The sequence below is a fragment of the Helicobacter sp. 23-1046 genome, assembly GCF_053654635.1.
This window is the reverse complement of sequence record NZ_JBSIUS010000002.1, coordinates 1-16,486: the sequence shown is the minus strand read 5'-3', so window position 1 is coordinate 16,486 and position 16,486 is coordinate 1. Positions and strand designations below refer to the sequence as shown.

Here is a 16,486-nt window from a genome sequence, read left to right as displayed (position 1 = left end):
TCTAGTTTCCATTGTGGAGCGTGCGGGGGATTTTGTTTTGGATTTTTAGTAAGAGTATTGAGGGGGGGGGGTGAAATGATTTGGCATTATCTCTCCTTATATATTGTGAAATAAATGTAGGGTAAAACACAATGTGATATTAACACAAAAACACCAAAATATACGCCCAAGTAAATAAAATATGCTACAATCCCTGCGTGAAAACGCCTAAAAGGCAAGCCAACACAAAGGATAACAAATGATTGAAAATAACAAAGTTGTAAGCATTGAGTATGAAGTCAAAGATGCAAGCAGTGATAATGTGCTTGATTCTAACAAAAGTGGTGCGCCACTAGAGTTTCTCATAGGGGCAAATCAAGTCATTAGCGGGTTAGAAAACGCACTTTTGGGGAAAAAGGTGGGCGATAACCTCTCCATTAACATTGCGCCTGAAGACGCGTATGGACTCTATCAAGCCGAGCTTATCCAAGAGGTGGAGCGTTCGCAATTTGAGGGAATCGAGCTAAAAGAGGGTATGACGCTCTTTGGGCAAAGTGATGATGGGCAAAGCGCACAAGTCGTGGTAAAAGACTTTAATGATAGTGTGGTGATTATTGATTACAATCACCCGCTTGCTGGTAAGACACTTGCCTTTGAAGTAAAAGTGCTTGATGTGCGCGATGCGAGTGAAATGGAAATCTTACAAGGTGGTGTAGGCGGTGGCTGTGGGTGCTCTAGCGGAGGACACGACCATCATCACGGCGGTGGAGGCTGCTGTGGCGGTGGAGGCGGTGGCTGTGGGTGCGGACATTAGCAACCCGCGCCAGCCATAAACTGCTTAGATTCTCACATTACCCCGCCCAGTGTAGGTCGGGGAACTTCTCTTTAATCTTGCTATCAACGCGCAACCCGCTCACAAAAGTATAAGTTTTTTGCTCGCTTTGTAATGCCACGCGCAACTCTCTCTCTCCACTGCACTCGGGCAACGATTCTTTAATCTTAGCCAGCACTGCTAAATCCGCGCTTTCATCAAACATTAACACCAGCGGAGCACATATATCAATTTCACTATTTGCGAGTTGCCCCCATTGGGAATCTTCCGCACTCTCATTGCTAGCATTGCCCTCATTGCTCGGCACATCAGTTTCTAATTGCACTTTGTATTTTTTCGCGCTCTGCAAAGTGCCAGATTCCATAACTCTCACCGTGCGCTTCTCCTCATTGTCCTCAATCTTGCATTTAAACACGATAGGCTCTCCGCTCTCAATGACACTTTGGAGCTCCTCAAGCTGGGCAAACTGCTTGGAAAACACCATAAAGCTCAACGCTCCACTAAAGTCCAAAAAATGCACCACGCCATAGGGCGAGCCTTTTTTGCTGATTTTGCGCTCGAGCTTTTCGACCTTGCCTACAAGCAAGCATTGCGAACCTAGCTTAAGATTCTCAATCTCGCTACACTTCGCCACGCCACTCATACTAGCTATTTGGTCTTTAAACTTATCTAGCGGATGCCCGCCAATGTAGATGCCCATACATTCAAACTCATAGCCCAAAAGTGTGCTCGCATCATACTCTGGCATATCACTAATCTCTAAATGCACCCCACGAAAAAAGCTCTCATCTTGCTCGCCAAAGAGACTTGTGCTCCCACACATTTCTTTTTTGACTTTATCATTATTGCGTCCCGCTTCACAAATCTCATCTATACGCTCAAGCATTGCCCTGCGTGAAAATTGAAGCCCATCAAGGCTTCCGCCTTTAATAAGAGGCTCTAAACTTCGCTTAGTGAGCTTAGCAAAATCAACCCTGCTAATAAAATCTGCCAAATCTTTATATTCTCCATTTGCCTCGCGCTCTTGTATGATATTTTCTGCTGGCGCACTACCAAGCCCCTTAATCGCACCAAGTCCAAAAACGATTTTTTTCACACCATCAAACTCTTCCACACTGAAATCATTTTGAGAATAATTGATATGCGGGGCTAAAACCTCAATACCCATTGAGCGCACCTCATCAATATATTTGCCCACAGATTCTATTTTGCTTGTTTCGCTTGTGAGCATTGCTGCCATAAACTCGTGCTTATAATAAGTCTTTAAAAATGCTGTTTGGTAGGTGAGTGCGGCATAAGCATAGGCGTGAGATTTGTTGAATCCATAGCCTGCGAATTTTGCTACGAGCTCCCACAGCTCCTCTGCCTTTGCGCGTTCATAGCCCTGTGCTTGTGCGCCATCGGCGAATTGTGCTTTGAGGCGATTCATCTCATCGACTTTCTTTTTTCCCATTGCTCTACGCACTAAATCCGCGCCACCAAGTGAGAATCCACCGATTTTTTGGACGATTTGCATTACTTGCTCTTGATAGACAATCGCTCCATAAGTGGGCTTTAATATAGGCTCTAAGGCAGGAAACATATAAGTAACCTTTGTAATGCCGTGCTTGCGGTCGATAAACTCCGAGATAGAATCCATAGGACCGGGACGATACAGCGCAATCATCGCACCAATATCATCAAAGGTGCTGGGCTTTAATCTTCGTGCCACGCCCTGCATACCATTAGATTCCATTTGGAATAAGCCCAAAGTCTCGCCACTGCCAATCATCTCATAGACTTGTTTGTCCTCCATATCAAGCGTGCTTAAATCAATGTCTTTGCCATATCGCTTTTTGATAAGTTTAAGCGTGTCATCGACAACTGTAAGCGTCTTTAACCCCAAAAAATCAAACTTAATCAAATCTACCTTTTCTAAATAATCCATCGAATACTGCGTAACCGCGCCTTGTGTTTTTTCGTTAGTATAAAGCGGGATTTTATGCCACAGTTCATCATTAGAATCTATCACAATCGCAGCAGCGTGCGTGCCCGGATTACGCTTCAATCCCTCTAAGGCAAGTGCGCATTCCCACACTTCTTTTGCCTTCGCATTTTGCTCCACAAGCTCGCGGATTTTTGGCTCTTTTTCCCACGCGCCTTCTTTTTGCTCGCCACTTTTATCGACATATTTAGTAAGCGTTATGTTGAGCTCTTTTGGGATAAGTTTTGCGAAATTATCCGCTTCATTGTAGGGCATATCAAGTGCGCGTGCGACATCGCGTATCACGCCACGCGCCTTTAGCGAACCAAAGGTAATCACTTGGGCGACATTGTGCTCACCATAGGTGCTTATCACATATTCAATGACTTCTCCTCGCCTACGCTGACAAAAGTCCATATCAATATCAGGCATACTCACCCGCTCAGAATTTAAGAATCGCTCAAAAAGCAAATCATATTTTATAGGGTCAATATCTGTAATCTTTAAGCTATACACCACCAAACTTCCTGCTGCAGAGCCCCTACCAGTCCCCACAGGGATTCCTTGCTTTTTGGCGAAATTTACAAAATCCCACACAATAAGCATATAGCCCGGAAATTTCATCTGTGTGATGACTTGTATCTCGTGCTCTAGGCGTTCTTTATAAATATGATGCTTGCTAGATTCCACATTTTTTAGTCGCTCCTCTAGCCCCTCGCGGCATTTATAAGCGAGATACACACTATCATCAATCTCTTCTAAGTCTATGCCAAGAATCTTATCCACGCCGTCATTTTGGGCGTATTGATTGGTGTTTTTAAAGGTGGGTGGCGTGGCGGGCGAATTCTCTAAAAGAATCTCGTTGGTGTGTTTGTTGATAATTTGCGTATTTTTAAGCGGAATGTCAAGGCGACATTTTTGTGCGATTTCTTGTGTATTTTGCAACGCTTCTGGAATGTCTAAAAACAGCTCCGCCATTTGCTCTGGGGATTTGACATAAAATTCTTTCACAATGTGGCGCAAGCCTTTATCCTTGCCCATAGCGATTCTAAAAGCGATATTTTGGGAATCTGCATCTGCTTGCAAACCATAATGCGTGTCATTCGTGGCGATAACTTTAATCCCAATCTCCTTGCTTAAACGCAAAATCTGCTCATCAATAAAAAACTGGTCAGCAATGCCGTGTCGCATAATCTCTAAATAAAAATCCTCGCCAAAAATATCTTTATACTCCAGCGCGACTTCCTTTGCCACTTCATAGCCCTTTGCCCCAAATCGCACATTGCGCTCATTATGCGTATTAAGGTGGAAGTTTATCTCTCCTTGCAAACACGCTGCGCTACACACAAGCCCATCGCTATGAGCTCTTAGAAGTTTTTTGTTAATGCGCGGATAATAATAAAAACCCTGCAAATATGCTTGAGAGCTCAAATACATAAGATTCTTATAGCCCGTTAGGTTTTTGGCATACAAACAAAGGTGAAATCGTGCTTTGGTGCTTTTGTCGTTGAGTTCATCGCCATTGTGGATATAGGCTTCCATTCCAATGATTGGATTTATGCCCTCTTGCTTCATTGCTATATAAAATTCTAATGCCCCAAACATATTGCCGTGGTCGGTGAGTGCGACAGAATCCATACCAAGTGCTTTTATGCGTTTGGCAAGGGCTGGGATTTTGTTTAGCCCATCAAGGAGTGAAAACTCGCTGTGTAAATGTAAATGCGTAAATTTACTCATTGGTAGAATCTCCAAAATTATATTCGATGAAATTGTAATAAAGTGATGATTAAAATCGTATAAAAGTGGCTATAATTTTGGCTAAAAGTTTTAAAAAGCAAAGGATTTGCGTGTTGAGATTCGTTGGGAATTATTGTGCGCTATGTGTGCTTGTGTGCTGGGGGATTGTGGGCTGTGCCAAAGATGAGCCAAGTGCGCCAATCCAAAATGAACAAACGCTTGAACAAGAAAACACACAAGAGGATAAAACGCCCAAAAATACAGAATCTAGCAAGCCAAAACCCGCTCCAAAACCTCAACAAGAGAATGCTAAAGAAAATGCCATTGCCAATCCTCTTAAATTTAACTACCAAGACATCGCCCCCGATAAAGCACAAGTGAGTGATTACACAGGCACTATCACTCTTTACCACGCCAATGGAAAACTTGCGTGGGAGATTAGCTTTTTAAAAGGACGCCAAGAGGGCGCAACAAAGTGGTATTATGATAATGGCAAACTACGCGCACAAATGCAATTCGTGCGTGGAAACGCCAATGGTGAAGCAAAGTCATATTACAAAAGTGGAATCTTGCGCTCAGAGGGAATGTATGAAAATGACCGCCCAATAGGAGAATCCAAGCTCTACTCCCCAAAGGGCAAACTCCAATACACAATCTATTATGAAAATGGCAAGGAAGTGCGTAGAACCCCGCATACTAAGTAGTAATTTGTCGATTTTGCTTTTGTGCCTTTGTTTTTTGCGCTTTAAGTTTGTGTGAATTTTATTTTATCATCACTTCAACTCAATCTCACTTACCTTTCTATCCTTATCTATGCCTACGCTTGTGCCATTGTAATTGACATAGAAACTCATCTTTTTTCTAGGCAGATATTTCATATCAAAGGCTACATCACTATGCCAATGTCCGCATATCCACGCTTTGACATCATATTTTTTATTCTGCAAAGCTAAAAAAATCTTTTCTAACTTTAAAGGATTCTCATCGTGTAACTTATGAAAGATTCGCGTATATTTGCCAAGTTCTTTTACGGCTCTTTGTGGCAGAGTGTGCGTTAAAACAAAGTCAATGTTAGATTCAAAGTTTTCAATGTTTTTCAATGCCAAATCCAACTCTGCATCAGTGATTGCCTCTTGTCGCCACCACGATATTCCCTCTACTCTCCATTGTTTATCAATGCTTAATGCGCCACCCATTGTCAAAAAGTTCATATTATCGATATTGTAGATATGTCCGCGCTTTAAGTGAAAGACATTTTTAGAGTATTGTCCTACAATCGAATCAAACTTTTGCACCTGTGGCAAAGCATAAATTTGGTTGAAATTCTCGTGATTTCCATCTACAAATAGCACATTACAAGGCAGACTATTGAGACTAGATTCTAATGCGACTTCTTGTGTATCTTTTTCATCATTCCAAAGCACTCCAAAATCCCCACAAATAATAATATAATCATTTTCTTTAAATTCAATGCCGCCTTTAAAGAGTTTGTCTATATCGTGGTTTCCGTGTGTATCGCCAAATGTGTAAATCATTGTTTCTCCTTTCAGTTTTCCGTGCCTTGCTCTTTTGTTTTGTTGTTTGTGCTGGTTTTATCCAAGCTAAATTTTTTGTTTCTTCGTCTAGCTAGATTCCAAGCGCGCCGTTAAAGTCGTTTTCTACCCCCATAGTATCAAGCACACTTGCTATCATTCCTCTATGGTGCGTGCCGTGATTGAGTATGCCAAAGATGAATTGATACACGGGCTTTTTCATCGCTCCCCACGGGAAATCTAGCTCTTTAAGCACGCTAAAATCCTCTATGCCCGCGATTACTTGCAAGATATAGCTATCGATTTCCTCGCGTGCGGCAAAGAGGTTTGTCGCGTCATTGTGTATTTCAGGTTTGAGTGTAAATGGAGATTCGAGCATTGCTTCGATTTTGTTGCTACTTGGCGCAGAGACACAAAAGAGCGCGAAATAATCCTTAAAAAATGTGGCGTCTGCGGCGGTGTAATGCGCCATAGTCCCCAAAATCGACTTAAAATACAGCCCCCTATCTTTGTGGAGCTCGCCCTCATCTAAATCCTCTAGCACCTCTATCATCGCTTTATTTGCGCGTTGGTTGTATGTCGCCATTAGCTCTAATATAGCTTTTTGTGAAGTTGGTTGCGAAGTTGGCATTGTGTATCCTTTTTAAGTTTGATTAAGCCTATATTGTGCCACAAAGATAGAAGGAGATTCTAAAAATGACAAATTGATTCACAAATATTGCAATTTTGAAACAAGGGACAAATTTATGTCCGCTTTTAGCGCGATAATAGTATCGTTACTATTTTACACTAAGGAGCGACAATGAAACTACGCAAACACCGACAAAGAAGAGTTATCTCAGAACCCATCAATCACTATGAGCAAATAGACACAAGTGCGGAACAACGCTATTTAAACAACAAAGCAAGGCTCTATATGTTGAGCTTTAGAGAAAGTGTTGTGAGGTTTTTTGGTGAAGAGAATGTTCGTGATTCACGAAAAGTGGCGCATTATTTTGGCTTTAGTCATATTTGTAGTGATTGTAATGTATTTGATGAGAATCCAACAATGTATAAGGAGAAGATTCTGCGCTTTTTGGATAAGGAATTTGACACCCTCCAAACACTTCAAAAACGGGGAGATTTTGGACATTACAAGCTTTTTGAGAAGAACTTAAATATGCTCCAAAAGAGCTTGGGGTTAAATGATGTAGAAATCGCTATAATCGAACTTGTCGCCCTCGCTGGTGAAACGCCTATGTTTAAGGGTTTTTTGAGAAACTTTAGAGACTTTGCTAGAACTCCTAAGCAAGCTACAATCGCATTGAGCAAAATGCTTGGGTTTAGCACAAGGGAAGTTTCCACAGCAATGAGACGCAATGGTATTTTGGTGCAAACGCAGATTTTGTGCTATGATAGAGATGATTTGGGCAGAATGCTTGAGGGCTTTTATGATGAGGAAATTAGCGAAATACTTTTTGGTGTGGAAAATGATAGAACCCAAATTGTGGGGCGATTTGCTGTGCCATGTGATGAGGATACACTTCTAAGCCCAGAGGATTACTCTCACATTAAAGAGTTTAGTTTGATTCAAGAATACCTTGCTTTTACCAAAGCCAATGCAAAAAAGGGTGTGAATATTTTGCTCTATGGTGTGCCGGGCACAGGCAAGACAGAGCTAGCAAAACTCCTCGCCAAAAACATCAATGTCAAACTCTATAAAGTCCGCACAAAAGATAAATATGGTGATGAAATAGATGGTGCGAAGCGACTTGGCTCGTATATGTTAGCGCAACGCTTTTTAGATTCAGATAAAAATTTATTACTCTATGATGAAGCAGAGGACATTTTTAATGACTTTGGTAGGCGATTTCATTACAAGGCATTTTTTAACGAAGTCTTTGAGAACAACCCACTACCCACTATTTGGATTACCAATAACATTAGAGTGGTTGATGACGCACTCATTCGGCGGTTTGATTTTGTAGTGAATATTGGGATTCCCAAAAGGCGTGTGCGTAGAGTGATGCTCGATAAAATCTGCGGAACAAAGCTAGATAAAAAGACACGAAAGCTTGCTCAAAAATCACTCAACCTCGCACCCGCGCTCATAAATCGCGCAAATGAAGTGAGCTCTGTGTTGCAAGGGGATTTTTCAAAAAATTTCTTAATGTTGGTAAATAACACGCTTAAAGCGCAAGGACACGCGCCTATCAAAAAATCCAAAAAAAGCAAGGATTCCACAATCGCGCTTCCAAAAAGCTACTCTACGGATTTTATCAATGCGGATTGTGATATTTCGCACATAGCAGAAGGTTTGAGTGCGAATCCAAATGCGCGAATCTGTCTTTATGGTTTGAGTGGGACGGGCAAAAGTGCTTATGCGCAATTTATCGCAAAAACGCTCAAACGCCCTTGCATTATCAAAGCAGTGAGCGATTTGGAATCAATGTGGGTGGGCGAAACTGAAAAAAATATCGCCAAAGCATTCAAAGAGGCAAGGGCAAAAAAAGCCGTGCTTGTCTTTGATGAGGTAGATAGCTTTTTGCGCGAGAGAAAACTCGCAGTGCGTAGCTGGGAGACTACAAAAGTCAATGAAATGCTGTTGCAAATGGAAAAATTTGACGGCATTTTCATCGCTACCACGAATCTAATGGATAATATCGACAAAGCCGCGTTGCGTAGATTTGACTTAAAAGTCGAATTTATGGCGTTGGATTGTGCGCAACGCGTGAATCTGTTTAAAAAAGAATGTGCGATTTTGGGATTGAAGTGCGAATCAAATGCGCGGGATTTGATAGCAAGGCTGGATTGCCTTACACCGGGCGACTTTGCTGCGGTAAGGCGAGGGCATAAATTTAACCCGATAAAAAATGCGCGAGATTTCTATGCGCGACTTTGCGATGAAGTCAAAGTCAAAGATATGGAATCTATGGGCACAAAAGCTGGATTTTTAGCATAACACTTACAAATTCTCAAGGTAATCTGCAATTTCATCGTGGATTTCTTTTCTTAACCAGCCCGGCTCAATCACCTTGATATAGGGGATAAATTTATAAATCAGAGGCTTAATCTCCATTGATTTGGAGATTTCAACCTCTAACATCACGCTCCCATCACTCTCTTCGCTCAATCCTTTCACGCCTCTGCGTTTAAAATACTTTGCTACCTTTTTATCAATAAGCAACTGCACCAAAAACGCATCATCTAACTCAAACCACACGCTGTGCGCCTTTTTTAGCTTTTGTTCCACTTCCTCGCTTAAGCAAAATCCTCTTTGCAAATCGCGCAACTCTTTCATATCCTTGAAATAGAACTTTTTTAAAGTATCATTATCCCTGCTATCAAGGCACAGCACATACCAAAATCCATCAAAATGCGCAAGTTTAAAGGGTTTGACTTCAAATTCCTTGTCATTATACAAAAAACCTAATTCCCGCCTTTGGGTGATAAGATTCTCAACAAAGTCAAAATGCACCAAATCATCGCTATCTAAGCTCTCACTTTGTGTAGCTATATGTATGGGTTGTTCGAGTTGTTGGGTGAGTTTGGCGAGTAATGGCTTTGCTTTGTAATAAAAATCCGTGCCGTTACTTTGGGCAAAATTGCTTAAGATTCCAAGCACGATGCGCTCATCGCTTTTAAGCTCATCTTTAGCACGCTTGGTGTCTATAAACACCAGCTGTCCATTTTTATACGCACCGAGTTTTTGGAGCTCTTTAAAATCGCGTTGCAATGTCTTGGTGCTGACTTCAAATTCCCGTGCTAAATCACAAAGTCGCAAGCCATTGGCATTTTTCAATCGCTCAAAAAGGAGGTTTAATCGCGTATTTTTAGGGGAATCCATACTATTTATTTCCTTACAATCATAGAATCTCTGCGTATTTTACCCCACTTTTGTGTTTTTAATGCCTTTTGAGCTGGATTTGATTGGCACAGATTCGCACTTATCATTCTTTAGGCGCGAATTTTGGCTCAAAAATAAAATCATAAAATCTGCTTTGCCACACAACTTTATCTTTGTGGTTATGCCGCCACTTCAATCCCGCGCCACCTCTCTTAGTTTTTCTAGCACTTTTAGCATTGCGAGGGTATCGAGTTTGCAATACTCTAGCAAGGCTGCCCGATAGGATTCTCTCTCATTTTCACTCATTTGTTTTAGTCGCGGAAATGCACTCATCGCCTCATCTCCATTGTGGATAAGCTCTAAATTCTGATACGCCCGCTCCATCTCTGGCGCGAGAGCTGGCAAGACAGCCTTTATGGAGTAGCTTCCATTCATCGCGTGGTGGTAGTAGGATTTGTCCTTAAAGGGAATCATCAAATCGTGCGTGTTTGCGATAAAATTTTCTAATGCCTCTGCATATTTGGGGAACGATTCTGCAAGGTTTTTCATCACGCCTTTTTCAAAGCTCGCATTATACGCCAAAATGCACGCGTCTTGTGGAATGTCTTTTATCAATGATTGTATAAATGCTTCTCGTGGGTCGCTATGCCAATCGGCTAAAAACTCCCTATGCGCCACCTCTTTTGCCTCGCCCAAACCCTCAATATGCAACGAATACTGAAAGGGAATCTGCATATACGCCCTCTGCTTATCAAAGCTAGGCACAGCTTCAGCGAAAGTCTCAAAATCTAAGTGATACACGGGATATGCTAAAGTGTCTAAAAACGCCTTTATCGCGCCTTTGTCGATATGCACCTCTTTTTTTAGTGCGCTTTGGACTTGGAGTTTTTGGCTCTCGCTTAAAATACCAAAATCCTCTATCTCGCTAAAACTTCGTATCCCGCTATGATAGAGCGCAAAAGGGTCAAAACTCTTGCGCCCCGCGATGTGAAAGATAGAATCTTGCTTTGGCACGGTATGCCAGCAATACCCACGAAAATCGCAATTATAAGGCGTGCTGCATTGCGCTCCTATGGGGATTTGTGGGGATATTTCTGTATTGCTTAGGGCGTTTTCAAACTCGGCGAGATTTTGCGCGACTTCGCCCTGCTTTGCTCTCACAGATTCTAGACAATCCACCTTTGTAAAGAGCTTTTCTAGCTCCAACTCGCCATTGCGCTCATAGCTGTTATTTATGTGGATTAGATTTGCGCCGATGACTTTGTGCGCGTTTTGCGTGTCTTGTGATTGTGTTTGGGGTTGTGCGTGTTTATCATAAATGTAGCTTGGGGCTTGTGTTTGCGTGCCTTGCGTTATCACAAAGTATTGTATCGCCAAATCATCGATATACACGCCCTTTAGGCTTGTCGCGCTTTTGACTTCGTTGATGATTAGCCCTTGTGGCGTGATTTGGAGTATATCCACCATTACGATTACGCCTTTATACTCAAATGTCGCCTCCGCGATTGCACTCACACCGCTTGCTATGAGGGCTTGCGTGCGCGCTATTTTTTCAGCGAAATCCCCCTCATCAAAGTCTATTTTCTCCGTGCAATCAAACAATTTTAGGGCGAGCTCGCCCACCCTATCACCACTCTCAAATCGCGCGAGTTGCGACTCGCTAGGGGTGTCTTGTATCTCGCGGGCGTATTTGTAGAGCCATAGCGATTTTTTGCACTGCAGTCCGCGCAGGTATTGGGATTTGGATAGATTTATGCTCATTTGTTGTCCTTTTTGTTGTGATTTGCCTTTGTTTTTTACGCCTTGTTTGTGGCGTGGCATTTTAGGCATTGTGAAAATTATAATAACAAAAGCGGACAAAAAAATGTCTTATTTTGTTTTGTGTCAATTTTTTGACACAATGAAAAACGGACATTTTGGTGTCTTGGTTTTTATGCAATGAAAAACATAGTAACAAATATATTACTTATTTGTATCCCAAGCCCTCTTGCTGTCGCCCCAAATTTCAATGTCGCCTTTGAAATCTTTCCCAATAAGTTTTATAAGATTTTTTATAGCTTTTTCTTGATATTGTTCGTATTCACTCACATTTGCACTCATAAATCCAAACCAAATTCGCTCTCTTTTTCCATTATTTTCGCAAAAAATGCTCATACCTATGTTTTGTTTTACGATTAAACCTGAATATGTGTGGGTTTGTGGAGTGGTGGTGCGTGTAGTAATCGTGCGCCCGGGATTGTATCCATTGCCAAAACTCCCGGGAATATATGTCGTATTTGTGGTTGTATGATAGGTAGTATAGCTCCCTGTGTATGGAGTAGATGAAATATCTTGGCTAAAAGTAACTCCACAAGGTGTTTTAACTTCTATCATATTAAAGCCCGATACCACAAACCCTTCTTCTACCAATAGATTTCCTAACAAAAGTCCTAATTTTTTGTCTTTGATAGTCGGCTCTTCTCCTAGATAAATAGTGAGCCATTTTTCTTTGTCAAATGGAATCTGTGGGTCTGCCTCTGTAGAATACCAAGCACTAGCACAACCACCAAAGAGAAACATCACCACACCACAAAAAAATATGCAAAATATTTTTCCCATATTGTCCATTTTAAACTCCTTAGCTTTCTACCAAAATCAAAAATTCAATGCGATTATACTTCCAATCGCATTTAATTGCTATAAAACCAACCCGATTTTAAAATGCACAAAGCACGCCACAAAATCGCCCTGCATAGTTCGCGTTTATTGCCATTTTTTGCGTATGGATTCGCATTTGCTAAACCTTAACCGTGCGTAGCACTAAAATCCACAATCCTATCTAGCTCCGCTCCAAAATCACTGCTAAATGGCTCATCTCCGCGCACTTCCTCCACTATCTCGCCATTTTGCATTATGTAGATTCGCTCACACCACCTCCGCGCTAGCTCCACGCTGTGCGTGATAAGCAAAATCCCAAGCCCCATTTCCTCCTGCAATTCTTGCAAAATCCCCAAAATCTCGCACTCAAGCGCAAAATCTAGCCCAGAAGTTACCTCATCTAAAAGCACATATTTTGGGCGCACAAGCAACGCTCTAGCAAGGCAAAATCGCGCTGCCTGCCCGCCAGAGAGCATAGCGGGGTAATAATCTAGCAGGCGAGATTCTAGATGCAATCGCGCTAGCAGGGGCAAAATCCGCGCTTCTTGCTCGCGCGCTTCATACACACCTAGCAAGTTTTGCAATGGCTCGCTTAAGCTCTCCCGCAGTGTTAGTCGCGGATTTAGCGAGCTTATAGGGTCTTGAAACAAAATTTGGACTTGCTTATAAAACGCCTTTTGCGCGCTAGGATTTGCTAGGGCTTTAGATTCTACGCGCTCGCCATTGAGGTAGATTCCCGCGTGCAAATGCGTAGTTGCGTGTGTGTGTGAATCCATATTTCCCCCCTCCCTTGCGGAGGGGGCTAGGGGGTGGGTATATTTTTGATTTATTTTTTTTGCAGTGCTTTGTGTTTCATTTTTTGTGCGAGATTTCGCGCCATATTGCCCCTCGCTATCTTTGCACATTCTAGAATCTACATTATCCACACTCTCTAACACACTTAGCACCCGCGCTAGCGTGGATTTGCCAGAGCCACTAGCTCCAAGCAATGCCACACACTCGCCCGCTCCCACGCGCAACGACACATTGCTAAGCACGCACTTTTGTCGCTTACCAAAGAGCGTATAGCGGGCGTAAGTCTTGCTTACATTATGCGCGATGAGGGCATTTTGTGAGATTTTGGATTCTGTTATCATTGCGAGATTTTGCGTAGCAAAATCGTGGCAATCTATTGTTTTGTTGCGAGAATCTACCCACCCCCTAGCCCCCTCCGCAAGGGAGGGGGGATTTGGATTGCCTGTTTGTGAGAGATTGCCACGCTCGCATTGCTCGCTCGCAATGACGGATTTACTAGAATCGTTGCCATTTTCGCTGAAATCCTGCGAACAAGAATCCACAATCGAAGTCGGTGAGGTGGTGCTTGTGGAGTTTTCAACATTTTGACACAAAGTTAGCGGACTTTGCGTCCGTGCCTTGTGGCAAAATGTTGAATCTGCGCAATGACTACCCGCAGACGCATTGCCTACATTGCCTATTTCATAGACTTTATCTGCCATCATCTCCACCACCCGCCTATCGTGGCTAATCAGCAAAATCCCAAGCCCCCTCCTCGCCTGCAACTCCTTAAGCAAGCGCAAAATCTTATCCTCCACCACCATATCCAAATCCGTAGTCGCCTCATCAGCGATGAAGAATCTTGCCCCGCTAAGCAGTGCTATGGCTATCATCACGCGCTGGAGCATTCCCCCGCTTAGCTCAAAGCCGTAGTTGTCTAACACGCTAGAGTTTAGCCCCACTTCGCGCAGTGTCGCCTCTACTTTGTCTTGCAAAAATGGCTTATGAAGTGCGCATAGCGACTCGGCAATATGGCTTTTCATCGATAGTAGCGGGTTAAAGCAAGTGCGCGGATTTTGCAAGATAGTGGCGATGAGTTTGCCTCGATTTGCGCGAATTTCGCTTTTGCTTAAGATTTTGCCATTTAGCACCACCTCGCCACTTAAGCGCGTGAGATTGCTAGGGAGCGCGTCTTGGAGGGCAAGCGCGGATAAACTTTTGCCACTGCCACTTTTCCCCATAAGCGCGGTAGTGCGCCCTGCGATGATTTCAAAGCCCACATTTTTAAGCAAAATGCGCTTCCCATTGGCAATGGTGAGATTGCGCAGCTCAAGTGTGCTATATTGGTTAGATGTTGTGTTCAAGTCTGTGTGCATCCGATAGGCTTTTTGCCGTGCTTTTTGATAAAATCTGTGATAATGATATTTTCCGCCTTTTTGCTCGGCGGGTAGCTGTCCTCAAAGACTTGCCCAAAGATTTCATATCGTGGTTTTTGCGGGAAAAACGCATAGACAAGGATTTCTTTGTTGATTTTTAGCAAACTTTGGAGGACAAAATAATTTGTCGTAGAATTTGTGCCATTTATGCGATATTCGGTCTTGCCACAATTATAGCTTTGAATGCGCTCTTTTATGTTGCTAATGGACTGCCCGATTTTAAAGATTTTGCCCTCAATCACAAACACATACACAAAGCCTTTATCTTGGCATTTTACCTCATCAATGACTTCTAATTCTAGCTTTTCTTTGTCGTTATTTGGGTGTAATTTAGCGATTAAATCAAAATGCTCTTTGTAGGCAAAATCCTCATACGCGCATTCTTGCGCTAGTTCATCAATATTTTTTAGCGGGATTATGTTTTTATTTTTATTCTTTGCCATAATACGCCTTGTTAAAATTTTCTATGGCTTTGTTTTCTTTGCTTGTAAGCTCAAAACTACCAAATTTTGGGAAATTTTGTAGCACTCTTATGTTGTTAAAATTGCCATATCGTGTAATGTTATTAAGGAATTTATAAATGGGCTTATCTAGCTCGGATTTTATTTGCTTTGCCTCTGCTAGACTCTCGCAACGAATAAACGCAATCGATTGTGTCATTCCGCAATTATCGATAAAAGTGCCGTATTGATTGGTAAGCGAAATAAAGACTTTGTAGCCCTCTTGGTAAATGTGAGGCTTACTCGCATAGACAACTTGACTTGGCGTGTGGATAAGTTTGTAAATATGGGTTTTGTCGCGCTTGTTACTGATACATTCGCGCTTTGTGTAGCGGTGCAGGTTTGAGCTTGTCTCAATGGGATACTTCTCTAGATTCTGATTGTTGAGTGTTTTATCGATGATATTTTGCACGATTTGGGAGTGATAGAGCGGGATAAAGCGTTGATTTGGAGTGATTTTTACCAACTGCGTATCTTTTAGCACATAGTGATTGCGCACTTCAAAGGCTTGCGTATTTGGCACTTTTTGGAGCAAAAACCAAGTAAAAGATGAGCCAACTTGTGGAAAATATTTTTTCGCCCCGCCAATGTCTAAAATCCTAAATTGATACCTGCTAAGCTCGCTTGGCAAGTCATTTCTATCCGCAAAACTCATCCAATTATTTGGCACGATAAAAAGCAAATATCCGCCGTCTTTTAGGATTTTTAGCGATTTTTGGATAAAGGCGCGAGAGAGGTTGTGATTTTTTGAGACGCGCTTATCGCCGTTAAACTTCGCATAAGGTGGGTTTGAAACGATTAAATCATATTCTGGGGCTTCAAAAAAATTCAAAAAATCCATAATAGTTAGGTTGATATGTTCGCCAAAATAAGATTTTAGATTTGCGATTCGTTTTTCGTTGATTTCATTAAAGTAAAGATTTTTAAGCGGCGTTTTTAGCGCGGCATACGCGTGAAAATTGCCATTGCCACAGCAAGAATCAAGCACTTTAATATTTTGTCGTTGCCAAAATTCATTTGGAAGCGAATCAAGCATTTCTTTGACACAATCCATAGGCGTGCAAATATCATTAGAATTTACAAAATGCTCCGTGTTGAAATTGAGCGTATCAAAGTGATTTTTTATCGCTTCAAACTCGGCTAGCAAGGGATTCTCCTTAGATTTTTTTGGCATTATAGGCAAATAAACTTAACGCGGGCAATGATAGCTTAAACATTTTTGCCACCCTGCTGTGATTTCTCGTGTGGATTTTCACAAAAAGCGATTATA

General features: G+C 42.1%; 12 protein-coding genes. 3 read left to right on the top strand and 9 right to left on the bottom strand.

The genetic code is table 11. The features are described 5' to 3' along the window. Positions 1 to 238 precede the first annotated feature (238 nt). Complete coding sequence (locus ACWIUJ_RS06455; RefSeq protein WP_454150306.1) at positions 239 to 793, top strand: FKBP-type peptidyl-prolyl cis-trans isomerase; 555 nt, start codon at positions 239 to 241, stop codon at positions 791 to 793. Positions 794 to 830: 37 nt separating this feature from the next. Here the strand turns inward: ACWIUJ_RS06455 and dnaE are convergent, their stop codons facing one another. Continuing rightward, positions 831 to 4,511 carry a DNA polymerase III subunit alpha gene (gene dnaE, locus ACWIUJ_RS06450; RefSeq protein ID WP_454169762.1) on the bottom strand — a complete coding sequence of 1,227 codons (3,681 nt, stop codon included), beginning with the start codon at positions 4,509 to 4,511 and terminating at the stop codon, positions 831 to 833. 110 nt (positions 4,512 to 4,621) lie between these two features. On the opposite strand from dnaE, the gene ACWIUJ_RS06445 reads away from it, so the two are divergent. Further along, positions 4,622 to 5,215 (top strand): toxin-antitoxin system YwqK family antitoxin, encoded by a 594-nt coding sequence (locus ACWIUJ_RS06445; RefSeq protein WP_454169760.1) that lies wholly within the window; start codon positions 4,622 to 4,624, stop codon positions 5,213 to 5,215. A 69-nt stretch (positions 5,216 to 5,284) separates the two neighbouring features. Here ACWIUJ_RS06445 and ACWIUJ_RS06440 read toward each other — a convergent pair whose 3' ends face one another. After that, positions 5,285 to 6,046, bottom strand: a complete 762-nt coding sequence (locus ACWIUJ_RS06440) for a metallophosphoesterase family protein (RefSeq protein ID WP_454169758.1) — start codon at positions 6,044 to 6,046, stop codon at positions 5,285 to 5,287. Between the two features lie 91 nt (positions 6,047 to 6,137). Continuing rightward, a complete protein-coding gene (locus ACWIUJ_RS06435; RefSeq protein WP_454169756.1) occupies positions 6,138 to 6,674 on the bottom strand; it encodes a DinB family protein in 537 nt (178 codons plus the stop codon). 171 nt (positions 6,675 to 6,845) lie between these two features. Between ACWIUJ_RS06435 and ACWIUJ_RS06430 the strand changes: the two genes are divergently transcribed. Beyond that, positions 6,846 to 8,984 carry an AAA family ATPase gene (locus ACWIUJ_RS06430; RefSeq protein WP_454169754.1) on the top strand — a complete coding sequence of 713 codons (2,139 nt, stop codon included), beginning with the start codon at positions 6,846 to 6,848 and terminating at the stop codon, positions 8,982 to 8,984. A gap of 3 nt (positions 8,985 to 8,987) precedes the next feature. On the opposite strand, the gene ACWIUJ_RS06425 is transcribed toward ACWIUJ_RS06430, so the two are convergent. From ACWIUJ_RS06425 to ACWIUJ_RS06400, 6 genes are all read right to left on the bottom strand, one after another. Further along, complete coding sequence (locus ACWIUJ_RS06425) at positions 8,988 to 9,869, bottom strand: helix-turn-helix transcriptional regulator (RefSeq protein WP_454150297.1); 882 nt, start codon at positions 9,867 to 9,869, stop codon at positions 8,988 to 8,990. Between the two features lie 192 nt (positions 9,870 to 10,061). After that, on the bottom strand, positions 10,062 to 11,630 hold the full coding sequence (locus ACWIUJ_RS06420) for a DUF2779 domain-containing protein (RefSeq protein WP_454169752.1): 1,569 nt from the start codon (positions 11,628 to 11,630) through the stop codon (positions 10,062 to 10,064). A gap of 201 nt (positions 11,631 to 11,831) precedes the next feature. Further along, entirely contained in the window at positions 11,832 to 12,476 is a 645-nt protein-coding gene (locus tag ACWIUJ_RS06415; RefSeq protein ID WP_454169751.1) for a hypothetical protein, read from the bottom strand. 176 nt (positions 12,477 to 12,652) lie between these two features. Next, complete coding sequence (locus ACWIUJ_RS06410) at positions 12,653 to 14,656, bottom strand: ABC transporter ATP-binding protein (protein ID WP_454169750.1); 2,004 nt, start codon at positions 14,654 to 14,656, stop codon at positions 12,653 to 12,655. Then, the gene (locus tag ACWIUJ_RS06405) at positions 14,641 to 15,159 is read right to left on the bottom strand and encodes a GIY-YIG nuclease family protein (protein WP_454169748.1); all 519 of its coding nucleotides are present in this window, start codon (positions 15,157 to 15,159) and stop codon (positions 14,641 to 14,643) included. Before ACWIUJ_RS06405 ends, ACWIUJ_RS06410 begins: the two co-directional genes overlap by 16 nt. Beyond that, the gene (locus ACWIUJ_RS06400; RefSeq protein WP_454169747.1) at positions 15,146 to 16,390 is read right to left on the bottom strand and encodes an Eco57I restriction-modification methylase domain-containing protein; all 1,245 of its coding nucleotides are present in this window, start codon (positions 16,388 to 16,390) and stop codon (positions 15,146 to 15,148) included. The genes ACWIUJ_RS06405 and ACWIUJ_RS06400 overlap by 14 nt, the downstream gene beginning before the upstream one ends. Between the last annotated feature and the right edge of the window lie 96 nt (positions 16,391 to 16,486).